Origin of the sequence: Bradyrhizobium stylosanthis, from assembly GCF_001641335.1 — a bacterium.
In the GTDB taxonomy this organism is placed as follows: Bacteria; Pseudomonadota; Alphaproteobacteria; order Rhizobiales; family Xanthobacteraceae; genus Bradyrhizobium; species Bradyrhizobium stylosanthis.
Genome location: NZ_LVEM01000001.1, coordinates 711,086 through 731,127 on the forward strand (window position 1 = coordinate 711,086; position 20,042 = coordinate 731,127).

The 20,042-nt window shown below is 66.3% G+C and carries 21 protein-coding genes; 15 read left to right on the forward strand and 6 right to left on the reverse strand.

Annotated features, from left to right (window positions below; translation table 11 throughout):
* Positions 1–52: 52 nt before the first annotated feature.
* The gene (locus A7X65_RS03545; protein WP_063682945.1) at positions 53–1,228 is read left to right on the forward strand and encodes a lipase family protein; all 1,176 of its coding nucleotides are present in this window, start codon (positions 53–55) and stop codon (positions 1,226–1,228) included.
* A gap of 142 nt (positions 1,229–1,370) precedes the next feature.
* Here A7X65_RS03545 and A7X65_RS42475 read toward each other — a convergent pair whose 3' ends face one another.
* A complete protein-coding gene (locus A7X65_RS42475) occupies positions 1,371–1,628 on the reverse strand; it encodes a hypothetical protein (protein ID WP_063682946.1) in 258 nt (85 codons plus the stop codon).
* A 248-nt stretch (positions 1,629–1,876) separates the two neighbouring features.
* Here A7X65_RS42475 and A7X65_RS03555 point away from each other — a divergent pair, with 248 nt between their 5' ends.
* Positions 1,877–2,251, forward strand: coding sequence for a hypothetical protein (locus A7X65_RS03555; RefSeq protein WP_063684780.1), 375 nt, complete (start codon positions 1,877–1,879; stop codon positions 2,249–2,251).
* A gap of 63 nt (positions 2,252–2,314) precedes the next feature.
* On the opposite strand, the gene A7X65_RS03560 is transcribed toward A7X65_RS03555, so the two are convergent.
* Positions 2,315–3,595, reverse strand: a complete 1,281-nt coding sequence (locus A7X65_RS03560; RefSeq protein WP_063682947.1) for a polysaccharide deacetylase family protein — start codon at positions 3,593–3,595, stop codon at positions 2,315–2,317.
* Between the two features lie 162 nt (positions 3,596–3,757).
* Positions 3,758–4,528, reverse strand: coding sequence for a polysaccharide deacetylase family protein (locus A7X65_RS03565; RefSeq protein WP_063684781.1), 771 nt, complete (start codon positions 4,526–4,528; stop codon positions 3,758–3,760).
* A 116-nt stretch (positions 4,529–4,644) separates the two neighbouring features.
* Here A7X65_RS03565 and mgtE point away from each other — a divergent pair, with 116 nt between their 5' ends.
* The 4 genes from mgtE (at position 4,645) to A7X65_RS03585 (ending at position 8,579) form a co-directional block, all read left to right on the forward strand.
* Entirely contained in the window at positions 4,645–6,066 is a 1,422-nt protein-coding gene (mgtE, locus tag A7X65_RS03570) for a magnesium transporter (RefSeq protein ID WP_063682948.1), read from the forward strand.
* A 230-nt stretch (positions 6,067–6,296) separates the two neighbouring features.
* On the forward strand, positions 6,297–6,614 hold the full coding sequence (locus A7X65_RS03575; protein WP_063682949.1) for a helix-turn-helix domain-containing protein: 318 nt from the start codon (positions 6,297–6,299) through the stop codon (positions 6,612–6,614).
* Between the two features lie 110 nt (positions 6,615–6,724).
* Complete coding sequence (locus A7X65_RS03580) at positions 6,725–7,543, forward strand: aldo/keto reductase (RefSeq protein ID WP_063682950.1); 819 nt, start codon at positions 6,725–6,727, stop codon at positions 7,541–7,543.
* Positions 7,544–7,592: 49 nt separating this feature from the next.
* On the forward strand, positions 7,593–8,579 hold the full coding sequence (locus tag A7X65_RS03585) for a hypothetical protein (RefSeq protein WP_063682951.1): 987 nt from the start codon (positions 7,593–7,595) through the stop codon (positions 8,577–8,579).
* A 261-nt stretch (positions 8,580–8,840) separates the two neighbouring features.
* Here A7X65_RS03585 and A7X65_RS03590 read toward each other — a convergent pair whose 3' ends face one another.
* A complete protein-coding gene (locus tag A7X65_RS03590) occupies positions 8,841–9,560 on the reverse strand; it encodes a DUF599 domain-containing protein (RefSeq protein WP_063682952.1) in 720 nt (239 codons plus the stop codon).
* 123 nt (positions 9,561–9,683) lie between these two features.
* Between A7X65_RS03590 and A7X65_RS03595 the strand changes: the two genes are divergently transcribed.
* The 5 genes from A7X65_RS03595 (at position 9,684) to A7X65_RS03615 (ending at position 12,825) form a co-directional block, all read left to right on the forward strand.
* A complete protein-coding gene (locus tag A7X65_RS03595) occupies positions 9,684–10,346 on the forward strand; it encodes a glutathione S-transferase family protein (protein WP_063682953.1) in 663 nt (220 codons plus the stop codon).
* The gene (locus A7X65_RS03600; RefSeq protein WP_347336371.1) at positions 10,289–10,801 is read left to right on the forward strand and encodes a YidB family protein; all 513 of its coding nucleotides are present in this window, start codon (positions 10,289–10,291) and stop codon (positions 10,799–10,801) included. The genes A7X65_RS03595 and A7X65_RS03600 overlap by 58 nt, the downstream gene beginning before the upstream one ends.
* A gap of 188 nt (positions 10,802–10,989) precedes the next feature.
* Positions 10,990–11,193, forward strand: coding sequence for a hypothetical protein (locus A7X65_RS03605; protein WP_018647393.1), 204 nt, complete (start codon positions 10,990–10,992; stop codon positions 11,191–11,193).
* Positions 11,194–11,349: 156 nt separating this feature from the next.
* The gene (locus A7X65_RS03610) at positions 11,350–12,342 is read left to right on the forward strand and encodes a hypothetical protein (RefSeq protein WP_063682955.1); all 993 of its coding nucleotides are present in this window, start codon (positions 11,350–11,352) and stop codon (positions 12,340–12,342) included.
* Positions 12,343–12,384: 42 nt separating this feature from the next.
* Positions 12,385–12,825, forward strand: coding sequence for a DUF1489 family protein (locus tag A7X65_RS03615; RefSeq protein ID WP_063682957.1), 441 nt, complete (start codon positions 12,385–12,387; stop codon positions 12,823–12,825).
* On the opposite strand, the gene panC is transcribed toward A7X65_RS03615, so the two are convergent.
* Positions 12,822–13,673 carry a pantoate--beta-alanine ligase gene (panC, locus tag A7X65_RS03620; protein ID WP_063682959.1) on the reverse strand — a complete coding sequence of 284 codons (852 nt, stop codon included), beginning with the start codon at positions 13,671–13,673 and terminating at the stop codon, positions 12,822–12,824. The two genes, A7X65_RS03615 and panC, sit on opposite strands and share 4 nt — an antisense overlap.
* A gap of 281 nt (positions 13,674–13,954) precedes the next feature.
* On the opposite strand from panC, the gene A7X65_RS03625 reads away from it, so the two are divergent.
* The 4 genes from A7X65_RS03625 to A7X65_RS03640 all read left to right on the forward strand — a co-directional run bounded on the left by A7X65_RS03625 (position 13,955) and on the right by A7X65_RS03640 (position 17,738).
* Positions 13,955–14,878: a division plane positioning ATPase MipZ gene (locus A7X65_RS03625; RefSeq protein WP_063682960.1), complete on the forward strand. Its 924-nt coding sequence runs from the start codon at positions 13,955–13,957 to the stop codon at positions 14,876–14,878.
* Positions 14,879–15,219: 341 nt separating this feature from the next.
* Positions 15,220–16,080, forward strand: a complete 861-nt coding sequence (locus A7X65_RS03630) for an alpha/beta fold hydrolase (protein ID WP_063682961.1) — start codon at positions 15,220–15,222, stop codon at positions 16,078–16,080.
* Positions 16,081–16,201: 121 nt separating this feature from the next.
* Positions 16,202–16,948, forward strand: coding sequence for a vWA domain-containing protein (locus tag A7X65_RS03635; protein ID WP_063682963.1), 747 nt, complete (start codon positions 16,202–16,204; stop codon positions 16,946–16,948).
* A 67-nt stretch (positions 16,949–17,015) separates the two neighbouring features.
* A complete protein-coding gene (locus A7X65_RS03640) occupies positions 17,016–17,738 on the forward strand; it encodes a DnaJ domain-containing protein (RefSeq protein ID WP_063682964.1) in 723 nt (240 codons plus the stop codon).
* Between the two features lie 213 nt (positions 17,739–17,951).
* On the opposite strand, the gene A7X65_RS03645 is transcribed toward A7X65_RS03640, so the two are convergent.
* Positions 17,952–19,814, reverse strand: coding sequence for a D-alanyl-D-alanine carboxypeptidase (locus A7X65_RS03645; protein WP_063682965.1), 1,863 nt, complete (start codon positions 19,812–19,814; stop codon positions 17,952–17,954).
* Positions 19,815–20,042: the final 228 nt, after the last annotated feature.

A 20,042-nucleotide genomic window follows, 5' to 3' on the forward strand; every position in this document is an offset into this window, starting at 1 on the left:
CCGGGTCCGAACACGGTCGGCCGGAGTCGAGCACCTTTGCAGGGAGGGTAGCATGACGCTCAAGCCGGGATTTCAGTTCGCGGAGGCGCAGCTTCTGCTCGAGATGGCGCAGCATGCCTATGCCGGGACACCATCGCTGACCGAGGTGGTGGCGACCTGCGGCGTTCCTCCCGTGCCCGATCCAAGCTCGAATTGGACAATCCGCAAGGACCTGACTCCGACGAGCCCCACGCTGTTGGATAATTACTGGCAGGTCTGGCAGAACCAGAGTGACACCACCCAATACGCGATCGCCGTGCGCGGCACGGTCGCAACTGCTTCCAGCGTATTGGCCGACTTGCTGTTCCCCCTGATCAACGCGCGCTTTGACGTGAAGCTCGGTTCGATCTCGCTGCCGTTCTACCTCGCGCGAGACGAGGGCGACAGCGCGGTAAAAGCGAGCGTGCATTCGGGCTTCGCTCTGAGCTTGATGCTCATGCTGTTCACCACCAACAGCCCGTTGTTCGTGACCTTGGCGCTGCTCGCGCAGCAGGGCAACGACGTCTACATCACCGGGCACAGCCAGGGTGCCTCGATAGCCACGCTGCTTACCTCGCTGGTCCGGCACTCGACGGATGCTTTCAAGGGGCCGGCCTACAAGACCTACACGTTCGCGCCCGCCAAGGCCGGCAACGACCATTACGCATATGATTACGCGCAGCTTGCCGCGGTCGGCGGAAACGCCTGGGCGGTGACGTCGACCCAGGACTGGGTGCCGCAGGCGCCGTTTGCGCTGGAGTGGATATCAGACCTCAACACGCCAAATCCGCTGCGTGGGTTCGGCGGCAGTCCCGATCCCGAGGCAATGATCGCGCTCGGCAGCGTGGCCGCCGACGGTCAGGCCGCGGTCAATCGTGTTCGCGACGATGCGGTGGGACGGCTCAAGCAGCGGGTCGAGAGTCTGTCCCGAAGACTGACATCCGAGACGATCCACTTGAGCGCCGCCGATCTCGGCGCGCCGACCGCCGCACCGATCACGGGATCGACGATCTCGGACGTGATCCAACAGATCCTCGACCAGATTCAGGCTTCGCTGAATTATGCAGACGCCGGCGCGCTGCTGCCGCTCTTCGCCACCCCGGGCGGCAATCCGAGCGACGGGACGCCGGGATGCCAGAAGCTGGACTATTTCTGGCAGCACCACCTCGGCAACTACCTGAAATACATGAAGCAGCAGTACGGCGGCTGAGCCGACAACGACCGCGTGCAGGTGCGCTGATGAGCAAGTATCGCACCCGCTTCCACGGCCAGGTCGATCTCGCGACGGCGGAGGAATTGGCGGAGTTCTGGCGCGAGGAGGGCGGTGATCGCCGCCCGCTGGTTCGCCGCGCTCAGCCGTATTCGTCGCCGATGCCGTACTCCTTATAGATCTCCAGCGGATCGGACTCCGGGAACAGGCGGCATTTGGCCTGGGCGAGGTGCAGGCTCACCGCCGACGCCTCCTTGCCGTTCGCAAGCATCTTGCGGATGTCGTCCATATGCGCGCTCGGCTGGTGCTTCGGCTCGAGCTGCTCGAGCGCGACCAGCGCGGTCGCGAGGGCCTCGGTCAAAACCCATTCGTCGTGGCCCGTGATTCCCTTTTTCGGCATCGGCAGACCCCAGATATGGCGGCAGTCCCCAGTCTATCGCGTCTTCCGCCAAATCGCCATTGAGCCGTTGCGGGCGGGAGGGGTGCTGGCTAAAAGGCGGCAAGTTGCCGGGCCTTGGTATCTTTGTTGAAACATTGTTGGCGTAGACGGGCGCCTGCAGGGATCCTGCCGGCAGTTCCGGCCCGGGCCTCCCTGACCCCGCATTCGCGACACGCTTTCCGTTGCGCATCCTGAAGGCTCAAGCCAGCATGGTCTTTCTCAGCTTCGTCTACCGCTTTGTCACCAATTTCGCCTTCATGGCGATGGTGTATTTCAGCCTGAACTTCATGGAGAAATATCAGAACCGGGCGATCATCGCGATCCTGGTGCTGATCTATGCCGGCATGCGCGCGGCCTCGACGCTGCGGGCGTTCTACTTCTACCAGAAAATCGAGAAGCTGGAGGCCGAGACGAAGCGGCTCCAGGCGCCGATCAACGACGGCTCGGGCGGAACCAGCGCGCGCAAGCAGGTCGTCGCCGACGTCGCGCGGTTGCGGCGCGACGGCGAGCTCAAATCCTATATGGACTTGTTCTTCCTGGCGTTGATCGTGCTGCTCTGCGTCGCGGCCATCTTCCGGCAGTAACGGACGCCGCGGCGTTCCGACGGGATCGCCTGACAGCAGCCTGACGCGCCGGCAAGCCGCGCCTCAGGCGCGCTTCTTCGCGCTGGTCGCGACGCGGGTCGGGTGGGCCGTGCCCTTGGGTGCGATGTTCTTGGCCTGCGCACCGTGCTTGGCGGCAGCGGGCGCCGCATGCGCGGTGCGGCCAGCGTGCGGCTTGCCGGCCTTGCCCTTGGCGGTCTTGCCCCTGGCCGTGCCGGGCGTCTCGGCTGCCATGGCAAGCCGTGTCGCGGCGCGCCGCGACAAGCTGGTCGACAGCAGCACCTCGACCGAGCCCTCGGGGATCGCGAACAGATCGCGGCCGGGCACGGGCAGGGTGGATGCGATATCCGTCTGCGCCCTGGTCCGGCGCGGCAGCAGCGGCTGATGCTCGGTCTGCGCGTTGAGGTCGGCAAGGGAAGGCGCCGGCAGTGTCTGGGTCTGTGCGAACACGAAGCCCGGCACGCGCGGCCAGCGGGCGATCGGCGTCGTCTCGGTCGGCGGATGCAGCAGCCACTCCACCGGCGTGGTCGGCGTCGCCGGACGCTCGGCGGTCGCGGGCACCACATGCACGATGCGATAGCCGCGCGCCTTGAGGTCGCGGATGATCTTCGGGAACGCCGCCACGGTGCGCGCCTGGATGTCGTGCAGCAGCAGAATGCCCTTGCCCTTGGCCTCCAGCCGCTGGATCGCGAGCTGATAGACGCGATCGGACGATACGTGCCGCCAGTCGTCGGCCGGGAAGTCGGCGCTCCAGACCTGGATGCCGCGCGAGATCAGATAGTTCTCGACGGCCTCGGCCCGCATCAGGCCGGGAATGCGGAAGAACGGCGCGAGCTGCTTCGACGGATCGGTCATCGCAGCCGAGGTCCACTGGATTCCGCCGTTGATCTCGGGCTCGAACTTCTCGATTGGCATCCGGTCGAACGTCAGCGGATGGTCCATGCTGTGGGTGCCGACGGTGTGGCCCGCTGCGATCAGCTTGCGTACGCCTTCCGGATTCGCCTTGGCCTGCTGCCCGATGATGAAGAACGTCGCCTTGATGCACTCGTCGTCGAGCATCTTGAGGATCTGGTTCGAATATTTCGGCAGCGGACCGTCGTCGAAGGTGAGGACGACCTCGTGGTCCTTCAGCGGCAGCGTCTCGCGATACTGCATGGTGCCGATCAGCGGATGCTCGCGCGGATCGACGACAAGGGTGCGGGAGGTCCCGAGCGCGTCCGGATGGCCAGGGCAATCGGCAGCGTAGGCCGCCGGTGCACCGGCGGTCAGCAATCCCAGAAGGACGATCCACGATCGCGTCCGAACAACAACGCTACTTCCGATCATGAACCCGGTCTGCCCTCATGCGCGACTGCCGCCATCATTAGGTCGGAGCTGCACCGAAACGGTTCAGGCGCAAGTCCCCTTCCATCTTTGCATGGCGTAGCATGAACGGACTGTTAATAGGGTCAAAATCACCCCATTTTGCGCCGGCGTGACATTCCGGCATCAGCGCGTGTCGGCGCTCTTCTGTGACGTGCCCGGGACCACGTGAACCACGCGAAAACCGTTGTCTTTCAGGTAGCGCAGGAAGGCCGGCATGATCGCCGCCGTGCGCGCCTTGGGATCATGGAACAGGATGATACCCTTGCCGGCCGCAGCCAGGCGCTCGGTGACCAGCTTCAATTCCTGCTCGGGCGTCATCTCGTTCCAGTCGCTGGCCCAGAGGTCGGCCCCGAACACGACGATGCCGCGCGACTGCAGGAGATCGAGCTGTGCCTGCGTCGCCTCGAAATAGGGGAAGCGGAAGAACGGCGTCGACGGCGTCGTGGTCGAGACCCCGTTGAGCGCCATCTCGTCGGCCGCGATGCCGCGGTCGATCTCGCTCTTCGCCTTCTCGAACGGGATCCGCGCCATGAACGGATGCGAGAAGGTGTGATGGCCGATGGTGTGGCCCTCGCGCGCGATGCGCTTGACCATCTCGGGGTGCTCGGCGGCGTGCAGGCCGATCAGGAAGAAGGTCGCGCGCACGCATTCCTGCGCCAGCGCCGCCAGCACCTTCGACGTGGTCGGCGGATGCGGGCCGTCGTCGAAGGTCAGCACGACCTCGTGATCGGCCAGCGCCAGCGTCTGCGGAAAGCTCTTCAAGCCGACACGCGGCGTGGCCTTGGCGTCGACGCTCAGGATGCGCGAGGTGCCGAGCGCATCCTTGCGCGGGCACTCGGCAGCCTCCGCAGAGGCGATGCCGGCGAGGGCCGCGAGGACCGCGCCCGCCGACATCGATGTCCATTTCAGCCGAAGCATCTTTGCCATTGCGCTTGGAGTCGCCTTGTGGGTATTGCCTGAACCATCAGCTCAGACCACTCGTTCCAACCTGTCAAACGGCGAGGCGCGCCATGGATGAACATATGGACGGTGCCCCATCCGCCGCGGATTCGGTACTCGACCACGTGCCGATGCGCAATGAAGACGGCGAAATTCGGCACGAATTCGTCGAGGAAATCGCGCATGCGATCGAGGCCGGCGACAGTGTGTCGCTGCGCGCCTGCGTCGCCGAGCTGCACGAGGCCGATCTCGGCGACCTGATCGGGGCGCTGGCGCCCGACGACCGCGTCCGCCTGGTCGAGCTCACGGGGCGCGACTTCGACTTCTCTGCGTTGAACGAGGTCGACGAGAGCGTCCGCGAGGAGATCCTCGAGGAGCTGCCGCCGGAGACGGTCGCCGAAGGCGTCCGCGAGCTCGAATCCGACGACGCGGTCGAGCTGCTGGAGACCCTCGACGAGGCCGAGCAGGAGGAGATCCTCGAGAGGCTGCCCTTGCAGGAGCGCGTCGCGCTCGAGCGCAGCCTGCTGTATCCGGAAAACTCCGCCGGCCGACGCATGCAGACCGAGTTCATCGCGGTGCCCCAGGATTTCACCGTCGGACAGGCGATCGACTACATGCGCGAGACGCCGGATCTGCCCGACCGCTTCTACGAGATCTACGTCGTCGACAAGGAGCAGCATTGGCAGGGCGCAGTCCCGCTCGACGTGCTGCTGCGCGCCCGCCGGCCGGTGGCGCTCGCCGAGCTGACCGACGAGGACCGCCGCCGCGTCTCCGTCCTGGAGGACCAGGAGGAGGTGGCGCGCATGTTCGGCAAGTACAATCTCGTCGCAGCCCCCGTGCTCGACACCCAGGATCGCCTCGTCGGCGTCATCACCGTCGACGACGTCGTCGACGTCATCGAGGAGGAGGCCGACGAGGACCTCAAAGCGCTCGGCGGCGTCACCAGCGACGAAGAGCTGTCGGACACCTTCCTCACCATCGCCCGCGGCCGCTTCAACTGGCTGCTGGTCAACCTCGCCACCGCGTTCCTGGCGTCCTCCGTGCTCGGCCTGTTCGAGGGCCAGCTCGAGAAGATGGTGGCGCTCGCGGTGCTGGCGCCGATCGTGGCGAGCCAGGGCGGCAATGCCGCGACCCAGACCATGACGGTAGCGGTGCGCGCGCTCGCGACCCGCGAGCTCGGCTCCTCCAACGCCTGGCGCGTGGTGGTGCGCGAGTTGCTGGTCGGCCTCGTCAACGGCCTTGCCTTTGCCGTGATCACCGGCATCGCGGCGGTGGCCTGGTTCAAGATCCCGGGCCTCGGCATCGTCATCGGCCTCGCCATCATCTGCAACCTCGTCGCCGGCGCGCTCGGCGGCATCCTGATCCCGATGGCGCTGGAGCGGGTCAGGGTCGACCCGGCGGTAGCGTCCGGCACCTTCGTCACCACGGTGACGGATGTGGTCGGCTTCTTCTCCTTCCTTGGCATTGCGACGCTGTGGTTCGGGTTGAAGTAGGGGCGGGGGCAACTCGTGCTCTCGTGTCCCGGGCGCGCTGCAGCGCATAGCGCTGCTGCGCAGAACCGGGACCCAGAACGCGGCACGGTCCACTGGGCAACATGGGCCCCGGCTCTGCAGCGCATCACTTCGTGCTGCGCAGCGTCCGGGGCACGAGACCGTCTACGCGACGCCATCATCTTTAATCCGAACTTAAGCGACCTGCCGCATCATCATGCCCGCTTGGGGGAATGGACATGCGGTTGCGGCTGAAGGCGGACGGACGGGTCGTTGAGTTGCGGGATGGACAGGAATTTCCGGTCCAGCCGCTGGCGGCCGAACCCGCGGCCCATGCCGCCGCTGCCGATACCAGTTCGCTCGCGGTGCGCGATCTTCGCCGCCGCGCCTGCCTGACCCAGATGGAGTTCGCCGCCAAGCTCGGCGTTCCCGTCGAAACCATCCGCAACTGGGAGCAGGGCAAGCGCGCCCCGCGGGGACCCGCCCGCGCGCTGCTGGCAGTGATCGCGCATGCGCCCGACACGGTGTTCCAGGCGCTCGCCAAAGTCTGACACGAACCTCCTGTTAGCATTGCGCCGAAGATCCGGCCGGGCGTCCGTTGCACTCTCGCGGACCGGGTCCATAATGACGCTTGGGGCTGCCGTAACAGAGAGGATTCCTCATGCTGTTCGTCGAGGCCAGTGGCGCAAGGATTCCCGCAATCGGGCTCGGCACCTGGGAGCTGGAAGGGCGCACCTGCGCGCGCGTGGTCGAGCAGGCGCTGCGGCTCGGCTATCGTCACATCGACACCGCCCAGGTCTACGAGAACGAGCGCGAGGTCGGCGACGGCTTGCGCGCCTCCGGCGTGCGCCGCGACGACGTCTTCCTCACCACGAAAGTCTGGACCAATCATTTCGCGCCCCACGATCTGGAGCGTTCGGTCAAGGAGAGCCTCGCGCGCATGCGGCTTCCCAGCGTCGATCTCCTGCTGCTGCACTGGCCCAATCCGCATGTGCCGCTGGCGGAGACGCTCGGCGCGCTGTCGCATGCCAAGCGCATGGGCCTGGCGCGCCACATCGGCGTCTCCAACTTCACGGTGGCACTGATGGAGCAGGCGGTCGCGCTGTCGTCCGAGCCGCTGGTCTGCAACCAGGTCGAATACCATCCCTATCTCGACCAGGCGAAGGTGAGGGCGGCCTGCGACCAGCACGGCCTCGCGCTGGTCGCCTACAGCCCCGTCGCCAAGGGCCGCATCAAGTCCGACCAGACGCTCGCCGCGATCGGCCGCGCGCATCGCAAGACGCCGGCGCAGGTCTGCCTGCGCTGGCTGGTGCAGCAGAACGTTGCGGCGATCCCGCGCACCTCGCGCGTCGAACGCCTGTCGGAAAACATCGATATCTTCGATTTCGAGCTCGCCGACGACGAGATGACTGAGATCGCCGCGCTGGCCAGCCCGAGGGGCCGCCTGACCGATTTCGGCTTCGCGCCGAAATGGGATTGAGAGGGCACTGGGGTATGCTAGGACCGCGACGGCAACCCAAGATCGGTCGATGGAACTGCGGAAGATCATACGGACGGACATTGCGGCGTCGGCGATTGCGCATCTGACGCTGGTGGCGCTGATCATCGTGATCAGCGAGGTCCATCCGTTTCACGCCGCTGCGCCGGAGGCCGTTGCGGTCGACATCGTCACGCCCGAGCAGGTCAAGCAGGAAGAGGCGCGAGCGGAGGAGAAGGCCAAGGAAGAGGCCAAGGAGAAGCCGCCGGAGCCGCTCCCCGACCTGAAGCTGCCGAAGCTCGATGCCACCGACAAGTCGGAGCCGATGTCGAAGCCGGCGGCCAAGCAGCCGGCTGCAGCGCAGCCATCGCCCGAACCCCAGCAGCAGAAGCCGACGCAGCAGCAATCGCAGCCACAGCCACAGCCGTCACCCGTGCCGAAACCGCGCGAGGCCAACGCACAGCCGCAACAGCCGCCGCAGCCGACGCCGCAACAGCCGCCTCAGCAGACCCCGCAATCGCCGCCCCAGGCGATGCCGCAGCCACCAGCAGCGCAACCGCCGCCAGCTGCGATGTCGCAGCCCGAGGCAACGCCGCCGCCGGCCTATCGGGCCCCGGAGCCCGACGTCACCGTCAAATACGGCGTGATGCTGGGCCTGCCGCCCGAATTGCCGGTGGAGCCGAAGGACACGCCCAAGGACGACGGGGGCGATTCCAAGGATTCGATCGCCGCGAAGCTTCCGCCCGAAGTCATCGCCGAGTTGCGGCGGCATTTGCGAAGCTGCTCGAAACTGCCGGCCGGGCTCGATCCAACCGACAACGTCCACATCAAGCTGCGTGCGGTGTTCGCCACCGACGGCACGCTGGCGCGCGAGCCGATCCTGATGGCGGCCCCGCCATCCGCCAAGGGCGTGGCCATCGTGAAGTCCGCCATGAGCGCGCTGCAGGCCTGCCAACCCTACAAGATGCTGCCGCGCGATCTGTACGGAGAGTGGAAGGTGATGGATCTGCCGTTCAGCCCGCGGGATTTTGGCGGGTAGCTCCCGCGTAGCCCGGGTGAGAAGCGATACCCGGCTATTGTCTCGCGAAGGTCCCGGATGTCGCTTCGCTCATCCGGGCTACGAGACATCGAGAGAGTACGCGTCATACCCCGTTCTCGTGCCCCGGACGCAGCGCAGCGTCACTGCGACGGTGCGCTGCAGAGCCGGGGCCCATGTCGCTGAATTGCCCCGTATTGCCTTCTGGGTCCCGGCTCTGCGCAGCAGCGTTGCACGCTGCGGCGCGTCCGGGACACGGGCGCATCAATGACCGCGCTTCACCGCGCCTTCATCACCATCCACGACCTCCGGCGCCATCGCCGCCCAGGCGCTCGATGCAAACTGCCGCCGCCAGGTCACGATCACCACCGCGGCCGTGGTCACGAACAGCACCCAGGGGCTGACGAACCAGCCGAGATAGCCGAGCGCGAAGAAGAAGGCGCGCTGGCCGCGGTTGAAATGGCGGCCGGCGGATTCGAAGACGCGCGAGGTGCGGATGACGTGAGCCTCGGCCTGCGGCGTGCCGGCTTGCGAGGCCGGCGGCATGCCGCCGAACAGGATCGCGACATAGTTGAACAGGCGATAGGCCCAGGCGAACTTGAAGAACGCGTAGACGCAGATCAGCACGAGGCCGACGCATTTCAGCTCCCACATCGCCGGCGAGGTGCTGAGGTCGATCGGCAGCTTGCTCAGAATCGTGATCGCGTCGTTGGTGGCGTGCAGCAGCGCCAGCGCGCCGCCGAGCGCGAACAGGCTGGTGGAGGCGAAGAAGGCGGTGCCGTTCTGCAAGGAGGCCATGATCTGCATGTCGACCATGCGGGTCTCGCGATCGAGCAAGCGGCGCACCCAGACCTCGCGATAGCGGTTCATGCGCGCCGACAGGCTGTCGCGGCCATAGGCTGAATGCTCCAGCGTCAGGGCATAGGCCAGCCATTCGATGATGAAGAAGCCGACCGCGGTGATGTCGACCCAGTGCCTGCTCATGTCTTGCTCCCTCGGGGATCGCAACGATTGCCACGCATGTCCGGGCGCGGCAACGATTGATTGGCGGCAGGCGATGGCGCTAAAAGCAGCCGCACCAGACGGACTTTCGAAGGGATCAGTGACATGGCAACGCTCAAGCTCGCGATCGGCAACAAGAACTACTCGTCATGGTCGATGCGGCCCTGGCTCGCGCTGCGCGCGAACGACATCCCGTTCGTGGAGACCGTGATCCCGCTCTACACCGACAACCCCGCGGACAAGCAGCAGATCCTGTCCTTCAGCCGCGCCGGCAAGGTGCCCGTGCTGGTCGATGGCGAGACCACGGTGTGGGATTCGCTCGCCATCATCGAATACATCGCCGAGCGCTATCCCGAGAAGAAGCTGTGGCCCGACGACGCCGCGGCCCGCGCCCATGCCCGTTCGGTGTGCGCCGAGATGCATTCCGGCTTCGTAGCGCTGCGCAGCGAATGCGGCATGAACCTGCACCGCCCGGTCCGCGCCGTGGCGCTGTCGACGGACGCCAAGGCCAATGTCGCGCGCATCGAGGAGATCTGGCGCGAGTGCCGCGCGCGCTACGGTGCCAATGGACCGTTCCTGTTCGGCCGCTTCGGCGCGGCGGATGCCATGTATGCGCCGGTCGTGCATCGCTTCCGTACCTACGCGATCGACGTTGCGCCGGACACGAAGGCCTACATGGACACCATGATGGCGCTGCCGGCGTTCCAGGAATGGACCCGCGAGGGGATCGCCGAAACGCTCGTCATCGCGAAGTTCGAGGATGCCTAACCCGCGAATGTGATCGGGCGCCGCTTGACGATCAGCAAGCCGGCGGCGCTCAATCACGCGGCAACCAAGGCTTGGGAGAGGGCGCCATGGGAATCCTGGACTCGCTGGAAAACAATCCCGCGCTCCGCAGCGCACTCGGCCAGCTCGGCGCCGCCGTGCTGCCCGCCGTGCTGAACGAAGTGCTCGGCAGCAACAATCAGGGCGGCCTCAGCGCGATCGTCGCCAAGCTCCAGCAGGCCGGCTTCGGCGACCAGGTCAAATCCTGGCTCGGCAACGGCCACAATTTGCCGATCTCGGCCGACCAGCTCCGCGCCGTGCTCGGCAGCGACACCGTCCGCCAGCTCGCCGCGCGCTACAACATCCCGGTCGACCAACTGGGCCAGATTCTGGCCCAGGAGCTGCCCAAGGCGGTGGACCAGGCCAGCCCGCAGGGGCATCTGCCCCATACCGCCTAGGGAGCCGGTTCCAGCGGTATTACCGTGGTCCGCAGGCCTGCTTATCGTCCTGAAAAGACTTACTGATTTGTATATTTACCGGGCTCGCATGAGACTGGTCAAAAACGCCGCATGCGTGCTATACAGCACACGGGTTTCCGGCCGGCCATCGCAGTGGGACCATGGGCGAGGCAGGCGTTGTTTGAGTAATGGAGAGGGTGTTGAAGCACAAATTCCCCGTTGGAACGCGCGTTTTGTTCACGGCCAGCAACGTCGCGCGCCCCGCTGCCAGCGGCTCGTATGAAGTGATCCGCCTGCTGCCGACGGAAGGCGACGATTGCCAGTACCGGATCAAGAGCTCGACCGAAGCGTTCGAGCGGGTCGCCAAGGAAAGTCAACTGGCGCTCTCCTGACGCGCCGACGATCGCGCCCATTGCTTTCGCGGACGAATTTGCTTTGCTCGCCGTTAAAAGGCCCGCTTCGCCTTCACAAGGTGAGGCGGGGGCAGTTGCCGACTCGCGGTGCTCGCTTGACCATTCGCTCTTTGCTCGCGTGAGGGGACGTCGCGCATGAACTGGGCATGGGCCTCTTCGTTCGACCAAATCTGGCGCTCGGCGGCCTTTCCGATGTGGATGACGCTGGCGGCGGCCGGATTCTTTGGATTGATCCTGCTGATCACGCTGCTGCGCGCCGAGAAGTCGGTCGCCAACGGCGCGTTGACCGTCATCACGCTGCTGTCCATCGCGATCGCGGGGGCGGCCATGGTGCGCGTCTACGGGCCGGGCGCGGAGGACGCGCCGACCGAGGCGCGTGCGCAGGCCGCGGTCACCGCAAGCCTGCCGGCGCTGTCCTGCCTCGATGGTCTCGCCGGTGATGCCGTGGCCGCCGGCTGCGAGAAGGCACTGTTCGGCGCGCCCGAGACCGCGGCGGCCGCCGTCGCCTATACCGCGGCCCGGATCGACCGGCTGACCGCGCTCGGCGATGCCGCCTCCGCCGACAAGAGCCTGACGCTGGACATGAAGGTGCTGCGCAAGGCGCTCGAGCGCGACCGCTACGGCCTCGTCGCGCAGGTGCTGGTCGCCCGCGACGGCTGTACCCCGTTCGATTGTGCCGCCTTCCGCTCGCTGACCGATCAGCAGCAGGTCGCCGCCAACATGGATTCCCATCTCTACGATACGCTGGTCGCGCGCTACGCGCCGATCTGGAACGCGCCCGCAGGAGCGCCGGCGATGCCCGCCACCGCTGCGCTCGCCGGGCTGCCGCCCACGATGCCGACGGGCAAGCCGACCAATGCCGAATTCCCGAGCGCGTCGTCGACGCCGCCGGTGAGCATCATGAATCCGGAGCCACCCACCGCGGCGACGCGCCAGGCCGCCCCTGCCGGTGGCGCTGCGCCGGCGGCGCGTGCGCCGGCCGCCAGCTCCGCGCAGGCCGCAGCTCCCGCGGCACCGGCCGCCAAGAAGCCGCCGGCGCCGAAGGCCGCGCGTGCGCCGGCTCCGCCACCGGTTCCGCTCGCGCCGCCGCCCGCAGCGGCAGCTCCCGCGGCTGCGGATAACGAGTAGTTCGGCATTCCAAATGCGTGGCTGCCCGGCTAATGCTGGGGCATGCCGCTACATCTCATCAAGCTCGCCGTCGGCTGCGACTCCGTCAAGGAATTGAAGGAGTGGGTGGCCGAACGGATGCAGACCGCCAAGAAGAAGGGTCTGCCGCAACATCACATCCACATCACCCGCATGGTGCCCAAGCGTGACGCCGAAATTCTCGGCGGCGGCTCGCTCTATTGGGTCATCAAGGGTGAGATCGCCGCGCGCGAAAAGATCATCGGCATCGAGCCGTTCCGCGACAAGGACGGCATCGGACGCTGCCGGATCGTGATGCAGCCGAAGGTGATCCCGGTCTCGCCGCGGCCGATGCGCCCATTCCAGGGCTGGCGCTATCTCACCGACGATTCGGTGCCGTCCGATCTCGGCAAGTCCGCCGCGAGCTCGATCGCGGCGATGCCCGAGCCGATGCGGCGCGAGCTGCGCGATCTCGGACTGCTCTAAACCGCGATATTGTCGATCAGCCGCGTCGTGCCGAGCTTGGCCGCGACCAGGATCCGCAGCGGCCCGTCCTTGCGCGAGGTGACCTCGGCCAGTGTCTCGGCGTGGCGGACCTCGAAATAGTCCAGCGCAAAGCCGGCCGCCCTGATCGTCTCGGCGCCGCGCGCCATCGCCGGCGCGATGGCTTCGCCCGCCTTGATCCGTCCGGCGCTGTCCTTCATGGCGCGGTAGAGGACGGTGGCGGTCTGGCGCTCCTCGGCCGAGAGGTAGACGTTGCGCGAGGACATCGCGAGCCCGTCGCGCTCGCGCACGGTGCGGGAGCCGATCACCTTGACGCCGAGATCGAGGTCGCGCGCCATCTGCGCCACCACCCGCAACTGCTGGAAGTCCTTCTCGCCGAAGATCGCGAAATCGGGCCGGCATTGCGTGAACAGCTTGCCGACGACCGTGGCGACGCCGCCGAAGAAGTGCGGCCGGAAGCGATCCTCGAGGCCGGCGAGCGCCGGCCCCTCCGGCACGATGCGGGTCGCAAAGCCCTGCGGATACATGGCCTCGACGCCGGGATGCCAGACGATGTCGACGTCCTCGGCCGCGAGCTTGGCAATGTCCGACTTCCAGGTGCGCGGATAGGCGCCGAAGTCTTCGGTCGGAGCGAACTGGGTCGGGTTGACGAAGATCGACACCACGACGCGACTCGCGCGCCGCTTGGCGAGGCGCACCAGCGACACATGCCCGTCATGGAGGGCCCCCATGGTCGGGACCAGCGCGATCGTGGCCTTCCGCTTGCGGAGATTATCGGTAGCGCGCCGCAAGCTTGGGACCGTGCGGGCAATCAGGGGGCTTCGTGACATCAGGACTCGGGGGCTGGGGGATCGGTGGGCGCGGCCTGCCGCGCGGCCGGCTAACCTTAACAAGCAGCTGTCGTGGACGCCATGCATGCGGATGCGGCACAGCATCCCGCGCAAGGCCGCGCAGGGCGTCGCGACATTGTGGGCCGGATCACAGACGAACGATGGCGCCGCTGTTCATGATGAAGAATGGCGCACTGCTATTTGCATTTCCTGTCACGCATTTCACTTGACCGCAGACGCGGCCAACTCGAAGATATTGCTTAGGGGTGTTGAGGATCGCCATGCTTGTGCAGGCTAGCCAAAGCCAATCCGGCTCGGCGCACGTCGTTGTGCTTGGTAACGAGAAGGGCGGCTCTGGCAAATCGACCACCGCCTTGCACATTGCCGTTGCGCTTCTCAAAGCCGGCCAGCGCGTCGCCACCATCGACCTCGACTGCCGCCAGCAGAGCTTCACCCACTACATCAACAACCGCGCGGCCTGGGCCCGCCGCACCAAGCTCGACCTCGAGCTGCCGGTGCACCGCTGCATCAAGCTCGGCGAGACCATGCAGATCGCCGACAACGAGAACTCCGAGTTCCAGCAGTTCATGGAGGCGGTGTCGGCGGTCGAGAGCAGTTTCGATTTCATCGTCATCGATACGCCGGGCACCGACAGCTACCTGATGCGGCTCGCCCATTCGATGGCCGACACGCTGGTCACGCCGATCAACGACAGCTTCCTCGATTTCGACGTGCTCGGCACCGTCGATCCCGCCAGCTACGCGGTGACGGGCGAGAGCCATTATGCCGAGATGGTGCGGGACGTCAGGCGCAAGCGCCGCCAGCTCGACGGTTCGAGTACCGACTGGATCGTGGTGCGCAACCGCCTGTCCATGCTCGGCTCGCGCAACAAGCAGCTCGTCGCCGACGGCCTGAAGGATTTGTCGCTGCGGCTCGGCTTCCGCTATGTCGACGGCTTCGCCGAGCGCGTCGTCTACCGCGAATTCTTCCCGCGCGGCCTGACCGCCCTCGACGAGATCGACGAGGCCACGCTCGGCATGCGGCCCAATCTCGGCCATCTCACTGCGCGGGAGGAGGTGACGAGCCTGCTCCGCCAGCTCAAGCTGCCGCTCGACGAGCGCGGCCGGCGCCGTGCGGCAAATCGCGCCGAGTGGTTCAGCCAGGTCGACAAGCCGCTCGAGGTTCACGACATCCTCGGCGCCTGAGGCGGTATAAGGCTACTTCCGATCGATTTGAGAAGCAGGTTCCTGCCGGAACCAGACTGGCGCTTGGCCGTTTCACCCCATGTTTACTGCGAAATTGAACCCCGTGGCGACCGGTTGCGTCCGATAGTGACCTGCACCTTGACGTAGCCGTAAAAGAACGGGGTGCCCACAAAACGAGTGCGGCGCACAATGAAAGGGCTGATAGTTCACAATATTTAGCCTTCCTGTCACGCGGCTGTGACATATATTAGGGAATAGGCGACCAGAGGCCGAAGAGCCTCGGAAGAACACGATTTTCAACAGGGTATTCAGGCCGCAAGAGCCTGAGGCTGAGGACGAAAATGAAGCGTGGAATTGCCGTTCTGGTTTCGGTCAGTGCCCTCTGTGGCGTCGCCTATTTCACGGCGAGCAAGTGGGCGATCAAGCACGAGACCATCACCTTCTACGACGCTTCGCGCGACAACCGTCCCGTGCCTGTCGACATCGCGATCCGTCGCGACAAGGAAATGCAGGCCAATGCCGGCATGATCACGCTGCCGGTCGCAGTGATCAATCACGGCAACACCGTCAAGAACACCGAGTACGGCTTCCTCGCCAACATCTTCGCGGCGCGCGGCTACATGGTCGTCAGCCCGCAGCATGATCTGCCGACCGATCCTCCGATGGTGACCAAGCCCGGCGAGCTCTATGTCGGCCGCCTGCCGCAGATCCTGCGCGGTGTCGCCAACATCCATCTCGCCATGCAGGAGCTGAAGAAGGTCCAGCCCAACGCCGACTACGACAAGGTGACGATGGTCGGTCACTCCATGGGCGGCGACATCACCATGTATTTCGCCAAGCAGTATCCGGACGAGGTCAAGAAGGTCGTCACGCTCGACAATCTGCGCGTGCCCTTCGTCACCGCCGGCAAGTTCAAGATCCTGTCGTTCCGCTCCCAGGATCCGCAGTTCAAGACCGATGCGGGCGTGATCCCGACGGACGAGGAATGCGAGAAGGCCGGCATCCAGGTCGTGAAGACCGAATTCCAGCATAACGACATGCGCGACACCGGCCCCGATGCAGCCAAGAACTCGATCCAGAGCATGCTCGACAAATTCCTGAGCGCGACGGACAGCGAGCTGGCGCCGGTCGACACGCAATCGTCGCCGCCCAAGATCCTCGAGCCGGGCCCGGTCGCTCTGATGGCGCCTGCCAAGAGCTGACGCGTCGCTCATCATCCGTACCGACTTCGAAGCCTCCGCCGGCATCCGCCCGCGGAGGCTTTGCACATTGACCGGGCTCTTCGCGCGCACCACATTAGTCGCCCAGCTTGGTTGAGCAGCGATGTCGGGCGAACCCATCAAGCCGCGCGGTGATGCGGTTTCGACGAAGGCGGGCGGGGCGGTGCCGCAGGCCGGCGCGTCGACGTCCGAAGACATTGCCGCCTTCGTCGCCAGGGCCCGCGCGCTGTCACCGCATGCGCCCGGTGCGAAAGGCCGGCTGATCTTCGCGCTGGATGCGACGCTGAGCCGGCAGCCGACCTGGGACATGGCCTGCGCGCTGCAGGCCGACATGTTTCGCGAGACCGCGGCGCTCGGCAGTCTCGACATCCGGCTGGTCTACTATCGCGGCTACAACGAGTGCCGCGCCACCGGGTGGATCTCCGACAGCGCCAGGCTTGCGACGCTGATGAGCAAGATCGATTGCCGCGGCGGCGACACCCAGATCGGCAAGGTGCTGAGCGAGGCGCGGCGCGAGGCGGTCGCATCCGGCGTGCGCGCCGTCGTCTTCGTCGGCGATGCCATGGAGGAGAATGTCGACGAGCTCTGCGCCAAGGCCGGCGAGCTCGGCATGCTCAAGGTGCCCGTCTTCCTGTTTCAGGAAGGCCACGACGCCGTCGCCGAAAAGGCCTTCCGCGAGATCGCACGACTGACCGGCGGCGCCTGGTGCCGATTCGATCCGGGAGCTGCGGCGCAGCTGCGCGAGTTGCTGCGGGCGGCTGCCGCCTATGCCGCCGGCGGCCGCGAGGCGCTGTTGAAGCTGGCCGGCAGCGTGAGCGGTGCGGCGATGTTGATCGGCCAGATGAAGTAGGGCGCCGCGCGATCGGCGTGATCGAAGACGCCATGCTTTTTGACACGAGGACGACTATATTCCGGCCATGACCCTGATCGTCGGCGCCGTCGCCGTTATCACGCTTTACCTGCTGCTCCAGATGTTCCGCTCGGCCAATCCGGCGGTGCTGGCGCGTACCATCAAGTTTGGCGGCGGCGTGGTGGCGCTGGCGGTCGCGGCCTTCACGGGCCTGCGCGGCGAGCTTGCGGTCGCGATCCCGCTCGGGATTTTCGGCGCCGGGCTGCTCGGCTGGACGCCGCTGGCGAATGCCGGCTTCGGCAATGTCGGCGGGCTGTTCGGCGGCGCGGCGCGCCCGACCGGTCAGGCCTCGCGGGTGCGCTCGTCATTCCTGGACATGCGGCTGGACCACGATTCCGGCCGGCTCGGCGGCCAGATCATTGCCGGCCCTCACGCCGGGCGCGATCTCGACGAGTTCGATCTCGCCGCCTTGCTGGCAATGGTCCCGGCGTTCGACGCCGAGAGCGTGGCCTTACTTGAAAGCTATCTCGACCGCCGGTTTCCCGCTTGGCGTCAGAACGCGCAGGGCAATGCGGCAGGGGGGCAGCGCCGTACGGCGGCGAGCGGCAAAATGACGGCGGAGGAAGCCTATCAGATCCTTGGCCTGCAGCCGGGCGCGGGGCGTGACGACATCAGCAGGGCTCACAAGTCCCTGATGAAGAAACTCCATCCCGACCAGGGGGGCTCGACGTATCTCGCTGCCCGGGTAAACGAGGCCAAGGATACTCTGCTTCGCACGCATAACGGCTAACTCCGGCACCACGCTACAAACGCCCGTACCCGCGTGAGCTCCGTTTGCTCTGTTCTCGCCCGATGCCCGCCATTGTCGGCGTGGTCGATCCCTTGAGTAAAAATTTAACCGTAAATCGTTGACGAGAGGTTGTCGCGGAACAGGCTTCCGCGCACGCCGAAAACAAAAATGCCCGCGCAAGGCGCGGGCATTTTTTCGAAGCTATGCGGAAGATCAGTTGCGGACGGTGATGCAGGAGATGTCGGCGCGCTTCAGGGCGCGGCAGACGGCTTCGGCCTGGTCGCGCTCGAGGCCTGCGAAGCGGGCACGGTAGAGCTTGCGATTGTCCTTGGCGAGGACGGGCTCGGTGAACGGATCGGCCTTGCTGAGCAGGCCGCGGGCCGAGCTGCGCGCGGCGTCGATGCGCTGCTGGGCTTCGTTCTCGCTCTCGAGCGCGCCGACCTGGACGATCCAGCCGCTGTGGGTGACGGCCGGCTTGGTGGTGGCGCTCATCTGGATCGGCTGCGGCGCCGGATCGGCGGAGGCTAGCTTCGGAGCGGCAAGGGCAGGAGCAGGCGCGGGCGCAGAGGCGGTCGCGGCCGGCAGCACGCCGAGGATGCCGTTGCCGGTGCCGAAGCCGGCCGGCTGGCGCGGCAGCTCGGCGCGGGCAAGGTCCGCCTTCGGCGCTTCCGGCTGGCTCTGGGGCTCGGGCTTGTTGATCAGGTCGGCCCGGGCGACGACGGCGCCGGAGGTTTCCGCGACGTCGGAGCGGGAGGCAATCGTGCTCGTGACCTGCGGAGCAACCTGGGCCGGGGCAGCGGAAGCGACCTTCACGGCACCGGCCTTGACCTGAACGGTCTTGACCCGCACCGGCTTCATCGGCTCGGACGAGCCGGGGATGATCGAGAGCGGCTGGCTCGAGATCACGCCGTTGGTGAGCGGTGCCGGCTCGATCTTGGATTCAGTCGGCCGAACCTCGAGCTTGCTGGCTTCCGGCTTGGGCGTGGCCGGCGGCACCGCAGCCGTCGCCGCAGCAAGCGTCGACAGGCGCGCAGCGAGACGGGACGGGGCGGATTCGGGAGCAGGGGCGGCAGCGGCCTGAACCGGTGCGGCGGGCCGCGCCGGCGTATCCGACGCATCGGCGACCTCGGCAGAGGCGTCAGCGCCGTTGCGCTCGGTGACGGCGACGACGGTGCGGGTGGTCGCGCCCTTCTCCAGGTTCTCCGCGAGCAGGTTGCGCATGATGGCATCGCGCGAGCCGCCGCTGCGGCCGCCCAGCACCACGCCGATCAAATGGCGGTTGCCGCGGCGCATCGAGCTGACGAGGTTGAAGCCGGAGGCGCGGGTGTAGCCGGTCTTGATGCCGTCCACGCCTTCCACGCTGCCGAGCAGGTGATTGTGGTTGCGGATCGACTGGCCGCGCCAGTTGAACGTCGAGGTGGCGAAATAGCGATAGTAGCGCGGGAAGCGCTCCTGGATGGCGCGGCCGAGCGTGGCCTGGTCGCGCGCGGTCGTGACCTGCTCGTCGTTGGGAAGGCCGTTGGCGTTGCGGTAGACCGTGCGGGACATGCCGAGCGAGCGCGCCTTGCGCGTCATCATCTGGGCGAAGTCGTCCTCGTCTCCGGCGATCGCTTCGGCGATGACCACGGCGGCGTCGTTGGCGGAGCGGGTGACGAGACCCTTGATCGCGTCCTCGACGCGAATGGTCTGGCCGGGACGCAGGTTCAGCTTGGTCGGATCCTGGTCGGCAGCGTGCTGGGACACCGGCATCTCGGTGTCGAGCTTCATCTTGCCGGACTCCAGACGCTCGAACAGCAAATAGAGCGTCATGATCTTGGTGAGCGAGGCGGGGTGGCGGATTCCGTCGGGGTTGTTCGACTGCAGCACCGCGCCGGAATTACCGTCGACGATGATGGACGCGAATTTCGGGCTGGAGCTCTCGGATACGTCGCGCTGCACCCGGTGGTGCGCGTAATGCCGCCGGTGGCGCCGCGCTTCCGCTGCGTCAGTGGTGAAGATGACTGCGGTGGTGACCGTAAGAAGCCCGAAAACGCCAACCCGCGCCAAGCGCGAGGAAGACAAGTTTTTACGAAGCATGGAACCCCGTCCCCGTTTCTGACTAGATCACCGGCTCGTGAGGCGAAATTGTGCCCATGGGACCCGGGATCATTACCTGCTCAGGCTGTCCCTCCGCTGGTGTTCGCCGCGGGAGACGTTGGGCCTGAGCCGCTATTCTGGCTAAGGTGATGTTCTCAAACGGCTTTTGACCGATTGCGGAAGCTGAACACGTCCAGGGAATCAGGGTAGGGGGCTGCGGTTTCCAAA